Source organism: Pseudomonas sp. P4_C1 (assembly GCF_056402155.1).
In genome coordinates this window covers 1-5,538 of sequence record NZ_JBFUHY010000132.1, presented here as the reverse complement: position 1 = coordinate 5,538, position 5,538 = coordinate 1, and the positions used below count along the sequence as shown (strand labels likewise).

The 5,538-nt window shown below is 55.1% G+C and carries 8 protein-coding genes; all 8 read right to left on the bottom strand.

The window, feature by feature from the left end; genetic code table 11:
• Window positions 1-105: 105 nt before the first annotated feature.
• A complete protein-coding gene (bfr, locus tag AC1DU9_RS29285; protein WP_223461667.1) occupies window positions 106-570 on the bottom strand; it encodes a bacterioferritin in 465 nt (154 codons plus the stop codon).
• Window positions 571-719: 149 nt separating this feature from the next.
• The gene (locus AC1DU9_RS29280; protein ID WP_223461665.1) at window positions 720-2,174 is read right to left on the bottom strand and encodes a catalase; all 1,455 of its coding nucleotides are present in this window, start codon (window positions 2,172-2,174) and stop codon (window positions 720-722) included.
• Between the two features lie 237 nt (window positions 2,175-2,411).
• Window positions 2,412-2,798: a 50S ribosomal protein L17 gene (gene rplQ / locus AC1DU9_RS29275; protein WP_046041617.1), complete on the bottom strand. Its 387-nt coding sequence runs from the start codon at window positions 2,796-2,798 to the stop codon at window positions 2,412-2,414.
• 42 nt (window positions 2,799-2,840) lie between these two features.
• Entirely contained in the window at window positions 2,841-3,842 is a 1,002-nt protein-coding gene (locus AC1DU9_RS29270; RefSeq protein WP_007970428.1) for a DNA-directed RNA polymerase subunit alpha, read from the bottom strand.
• 22 nt (window positions 3,843-3,864) lie between these two features.
• Window positions 3,865-4,485 (bottom strand): 30S ribosomal protein S4, encoded by a 621-nt coding sequence (rpsD, locus tag AC1DU9_RS29265; protein WP_003176404.1) that lies wholly within the window; start codon window positions 4,483-4,485, stop codon window positions 3,865-3,867.
• Window positions 4,486-4,503: 18 nt separating this feature from the next.
• Entirely contained in the window at window positions 4,504-4,893 is a 390-nt protein-coding gene (gene rpsK / locus AC1DU9_RS29260) for a 30S ribosomal protein S11 (protein ID WP_002555466.1), read from the bottom strand.
• Window positions 4,894-4,923: 30 nt separating this feature from the next.
• On the bottom strand, window positions 4,924-5,280 hold the full coding sequence (rpsM, locus tag AC1DU9_RS29255) for a 30S ribosomal protein S13 (RefSeq protein WP_009045849.1): 357 nt from the start codon (window positions 5,278-5,280) through the stop codon (window positions 4,924-4,926).
• Between the two features lie 130 nt (window positions 5,281-5,410).
• Window positions 5,411-5,527, bottom strand: coding sequence for a 50S ribosomal protein L36 (gene rpmJ / locus AC1DU9_RS29250; RefSeq protein ID WP_002555468.1), 117 nt, complete (start codon window positions 5,525-5,527; stop codon window positions 5,411-5,413).
• Window positions 5,528-5,538: the final 11 nt, after the last annotated feature.

Here is a 5,538-nt window from a genome sequence, read left to right as displayed (position 1 = left end):
GTTACTACCTCAAACCGCTGCTGGAGCGTGATCGGGCTTAACCTGGCCCCACGAAAAAGCCCCTGTCACTTCATCAGTGACAGGGGCTTTTTTGTATCCGCTGAATCAGGCGTGGGATTGCAGGTAGTTCTCAAGCCCGATCAACTTGATCAGACCCAACTGCTTCTCGAGCCAGTAGGTGTGATCTTCTTCTGTGTCATGCAATTGAACCCGCAGCATTTCGCGGCTGACATAGTCCTTGTGCTGCTCGCAGAGCGTGATGCCCTTGCACAGCGCAGCCCGCACCTTGTACTCCAGGCGCAAATCCGCTTCGAGCATCTCTGTCACCGTGGTGCCGACATCGAGATCGTCCGGACGCATGCGCGGCGTGCCTTCGAGCATCAGAATCCGGCGCATCAGGGCATCGGCGTGCCCTGCTTCCTCTTCCATTTCGTGGTTGATTCGTTCGTAGAGCTTGGCGAAACCCCAGTCCTCATACATCCGCGAGTGGACGAAATATTGATCACGCGCGGCCAGTTCGCCGGTCAGCAACGTGTTGAGGTAATCGATCACATCTGGGTGGCCTTGCATCGCCCTACATCTCCCTGCCTGAAAGTTGTAGTTTGAACCAACATGCCCTTATCGTCACTCGCAAGACGCAATAAAAGCGAAGATATTCTGAGAAAAGCGGCTGAAATAACGCAAAAAACCGCCCAAACAAGGGCGGTTCTGCTTCTCATTTAGACTTCGTTAAGCTGTACGTTGAGTAGCTTTGCGATTGCTTCTCCATACGCCGGGTCAGCCTTGTAGAAATGTTGCAGCTGGCGATCAACCACATCACTCGACACACCCGCCATCGCACCGGCAATGTTGCTGACCAGCAGCGATTTCTGCTCTTCAGTCATCAAGCGGAACAACGCACCGGCATGACTGTAGTAATCCGTGTCTTCACGGTGGTCGTAACGATCGGCGGCACCACTGAGGGCCAACGCTGGCTCTGCGTAACGAGGCGCCTGCTTCGGCGACTCGACGTAGCTGTTCGGCTCGTAGTTCGGCGCTGCACCGCCATTGCCGCCAAAAGCCATCGAACCATCGCGCTGGTAAGTGTTGACCGGACTGCGCGCAGCGTTGACGGGCAACTGCTGGTGATTGGTGCCGACACGGTAGCGATGAGCGTCCGCGTAGGCGAAGACCCGACCTTGCAGCATACGATCCGGCGACAGACCAACTCCCGGCACCATATTGCTGGGACCGAACGCCGCTTGCTCGACTTCCGCGAAGTAGTTCTGCGGGTTGCGATTGAGCTCCAGCACTCCGACTTCAATCAGTGGAAACTCTTTCTGCGACCAGGTTTTGGTGACATCAAACGGGTTCTCGTAGTGCGTCGCCGCCTGAGCCTCGCTCATGATCTGAATGCACACGCGCCATTTCGGGAAATCACCCTGCTCGATGGCATTGAACAAGTCGCGCTGGGCGTAATCCGGATCGGTACCCGCCAGGCGCGCCGCCTCGGCAGGAGCGAGGTTCTTGATCCCTTGTTGGGTCTTGTAGTGCCACTTCACCCAGTGACGCTCACCTTGAGCGTTGATAAGGCTGTAAGTGTGGCTGCCGAAGCCGTGCATGTGGCGGTATCCGTCAGGGATACCCCGGTCGGAGAACAGGATGGTGACCTGATGCAGCGCCTCGGGCGAATGCGACCAGAAATCCCACATCATCTGGGCACTCTTCAGGTTGCTTTGCGGTAAACGCTTCTGGGTGTGGATAAAGTCCGGAAACTTCAGTGGATCGCGAATGAAAAACACGGGGGTGTTGTTGCCAACGATGTCCCAGTTGCCTTCCTCGGTGTAAAACTTCAAGGCAAAGCCGCGCGGATCACGCTCGGTATCGGCCGAACCACGCTCACCGCCCACGGTGGAAAACCGCAGGAAAGTGGGGGTTTGCTTGCCGACCGCCTCAAACAGCTTCGCGCTGGTGTATTGAGTGATATCGCGCGTGACGGTGAACGTACCGTAGGCCCCCGAGCCTTTGGCGTGCACACGGCGCTCAGGGATGTTTTCACGGTTGAAGTGGGCAAGCTTCTCGATCAGGTGAAAGTCGTCGAGCAGCAACGGGCCACGAGGGCCGGCGGAACGGGAATTCTGGTTATCGGCAACAGGAGCGCCACTGGCGGTGGTAAGCGTTTTGTTTTGGCTCATGCGATCTTCCTTCCTCTGTCGGTCTTGAACTGCCGGCTATCGGCTGAGAGGGAGTATTGGTCATCAATATGACAGCTACAAATTCATTAATTTGCAGACATCGATAGAGAAAAACTAATGATCATCCCCATCACATAATGACGATGCAGACGAAGGAGACGCTTGTACAAACGGCGCGTTTCTTACAGACACAAAAAACCGGGCACTAGGCCCGGTTCCTTGTTTCAGACTGACGTCTTACTCGGCAGATACAGCTTCGCCAGCAGTAGCACGATCAACCAACTCGACGTACGCCATAGGCGCGTTGTCGCCAGCGCGGAAACCGCACTTGAGGATGCGCAGGTAGCCACCCTCACGGGTAGCGTAACGCTTGCCCAGGTCGTTGAAGAGCTTACCAACGATAGCTTTCGAACGAGTACGGTCGAAAGCCAGGCGGCGGTTAGCAACGCTATCTATCTTGGCCAAAGTGATCAGCGGCTCGGCAACGCGGCGCAGTTCTTTGGCTTTTGGCAGAGTAGTTTTGATCAGCTCGTGCTCGAACAGCGACACCGCCATGTTTTGGAACATGGCCTTGCGGTGCGAGCTGGTGCGGCTCAGGTGACGACCACTTTTACGATGACGCATGGTTCATTCCTTACCAAACACTACGTTCGGTGATTACGACGATCAGGCAGTCGCCTTGTCGTCCTTCTTAAGACTTGCAGGCGGCCAGTTGTCGAGGCGCATGCCGAGGGACAGACCGCGGGAGGCCAGAACGTCCTTGATTTCAGTCAAGGATTTCTTGCCCAGGTTCGGAGTCTTCAACAGCTCTACTTCGGTACGCTGAATCAGGTCGCCGATGTAGTAGATGTTTTCCGCCTTAAGGCAGTTAGCCGAACGTACAGTCAGTTCCAGATCGTCAACCGGGCGAAGCAGGATCGGATCGATCTCGTCTTCCTGCTCGACAACCACTGGCTCACTGTCACCCTTGAGGTCGACGAACGCAGCCAACTGCTGTTGCAGGATGGTTGCAGCGCGGCGAATTGCCTCTTCAGGATCCAGAGTACCGTTGGTTTCCAGATCAATAACCAGCTTGTCCAGGTTAGTACGCTGCTCGACACGGGCGTTTTCCACCACGTATGCGATACGGCGAACCGGGCTGAACGAAGAGTCAAGCTGCAAGCGACCGATGCTGCGGCTTTCGTCTTCATCGCTCTGACGCGAGTCTGCCGGTTCATAACCACGACCACGAGCTACTACGAGCTTCATGTTCAGGGCGCCGTTAGACGCCAGGTTAGCGATTACGTGATCGGGATTAACGATCTCGACATCATGATCCAGCTGAATATCGGCAGCGGTAACCACCCCCGAACCCTTCTTCGACAAGGTCAGCGTAACTTCGTCACGACCGTGCAGCTTGATAGCCAGACCTTTAAGGTTCAACAGGATTTCAATGACGTCTTCCTGTACACCTTCGATGGCGCTGTACTCGTGGAGCACACCGTCAATCTCGGCCTCGACTACTGCACAGCCGGGCATTGAGGACAACAGGATGCGGCGCAGCGCGTTGCCCAGGGTATGGCCAAAGCCACGCTCGAGAGGCTCGAGAGTGATCTTGGCGCGGGTTGGACTGACAACCTGCACATCAATGTGGCGGGGTGTCAGGAACTCATTTACCGAAATCTGCATGGATGCACCTATTTTCTAGCCCTTACTTGGAGTAGAGCTCGACAATCAGGCTTTCGTTGATGTCGGCGGACAGATCACTGCGAGCAGGAACGTTCTTGAAAACGCCCGACTTCTTCTCAGTGTCTACTTCTACCCATTCTACGCGGCCACGTTGGGCACACAGATCGAGAGCTTGGACAATGCGAAGTTGATTTTTTGCTTTCTCGCGAACAGCGACCACGTCACCAGCACGAACCTGGTAGGACGGAACGTTAACGGTCTGACCGTTTACGCTGATCGACTTGTGCGATACCAGCTGACGGGATTCGGCACGAGTCGAACCAAAGCCCATACGGTATACAACGTTGTCCAGACGGCATTCGAGCAGTTGCAGCAGGTTTTCACCGGTTGCACCTTTCTTGCCAGCAGCTTCTTTGTAGTAGCCGCTGAATTGACGCTCGAGAACGCCGTAGATACGACGGACCTTCTGCTTTTCACGCAGTTGGGTGCCGTAGTCGGACTGGCGACCGCGGCGTTGGCCRTGGATACCAGGTGCTGCTTCAATGTTGCACTTCGATTCGATCGCGCGCACGCCGCTCTTCAGGAAGAGATCGGTGCCTTCGCGACGAGCGAGTTTGCATTTTGGACCAATGTAACGAGCCATTCTTTACAATCTCCTGGATTACACGCGGCGCTTCTTCGGCGGACGGCACCCGTTGTGCGGGATTGGCGTCACGTCGGTGATGCTGGCGATCTTGTAGCCACAGCCGTTCAAAGCGCGGACTGCGGATTCACGACCTGGACCTGGACCTTTGACGTTGACGTCGAGGTTTTTCAGGCCGTATTCCAGCGCAGCTTGACCAGCACGTTCAGCAGCTACTTGAGCAGCAAACGGGGTGGACTTGCGGGAACCGCGGAAACCCGAACCACCGGAGGTAGCCCAGGAAAGAGCGTTACCTTGACGGTCGGTGATGGTCACGATGGTGTTGTTAAAAGATGCATGGATGTGGGCGATGCCATCAACCACTGTCTTTTTAACTTTTTTACGAGGACGAGCAGCAGGTTTTGCCATGATTAAATTCCTGTCGATTCGCTGGGGCGATTACTTGCGGATCGGCTTACGCGGACCTTTACGGGTACGCGCGTTGGTCTTGGTACGCTGACCGCGCACTGGAAGACCGCGACGATGACGCAGACCGCGATAGCAACCGAGGTCCATCAAGCGCTTGATTTTCATGTTGATTTCGCGACGCAGGTCACCTTCAGTGGTGAACTTCGCCACTTCGCCACGCAGCTGTTCAATTTGCTCGTCGCTCAGATCTTTGATCTTTGCTGCTGGGTTTACCCCAGTCTCTGCACAAATTTTCTGTGCAGTAGTGCGACCAACACCATAGATGTAGGTCAGCGAGATAACAGTATGCTTGTTATCTGGAATGTTAACGCCTGCAATACGGGCCATTCAGTGGGACTCCAATTGACAGCTACCTACGCCCCGGAAGCCAAGAAATAGGGCGCGAGATAATATCGCTGTAATAACAAATAATCAACCCGGTAGCGCACTAGCTACCGGGCTTGAAGCACAATCACACTCAGCCTTGGCGCTGTTTGTGACGCGGTTCCGCGCTGCAAATTACTCGAACAACACCTTCGCGGCGAATAATCTTGCAGTTACGGCACAGCTTTTTCACCGATGCACGAACTTTCATCACCAACTCCT

Bases quoted from the DNA above. Each gene is read 5' to 3' on its own strand.
- bfr (WP_223461667.1), bottom strand. From the start codon at position 570: ATGCAAGGCCACCCAGATGTGATCGATTACCTCAACACGTTGCTGACC.
- AC1DU9_RS29280 (WP_223461665.1), bottom strand. From the start codon at position 2,174: ATGAGCCAAAACAAAACGCTTACCACCGCCAGTGGCGCTCCTGTTGCC.
- rplQ (WP_046041617.1), bottom strand. From the start codon at position 2,798: ATGCGTCATCGTAAAAGTGGTCGTCACCTGAGCCGCACCAGCTCGCAC.
- AC1DU9_RS29270 (WP_007970428.1), bottom strand. From the start codon at position 3,842: ATGCAGATTTCGGTAAATGAGTTCCTGACACCCCGCCACATTGATGTG.
- rpsK (WP_002555466.1), bottom strand. From the start codon at position 4,893: ATGGCAAAACCTGCTGCTCGTCCTCGTAAAAAAGTTAAAAAGACAGTG.
- rpsM (WP_009045849.1), bottom strand. From the start codon at position 5,280: ATGGCCCGTATTGCAGGCGTTAACATTCCAGATAACAAGCATACTGTT.
- rpmJ (WP_002555468.1), bottom strand. From the start codon at position 5,527: ATGAAAGTTCGTGCATCGGTGAAAAAGCTGTGCCGTAACTGCAAGATT.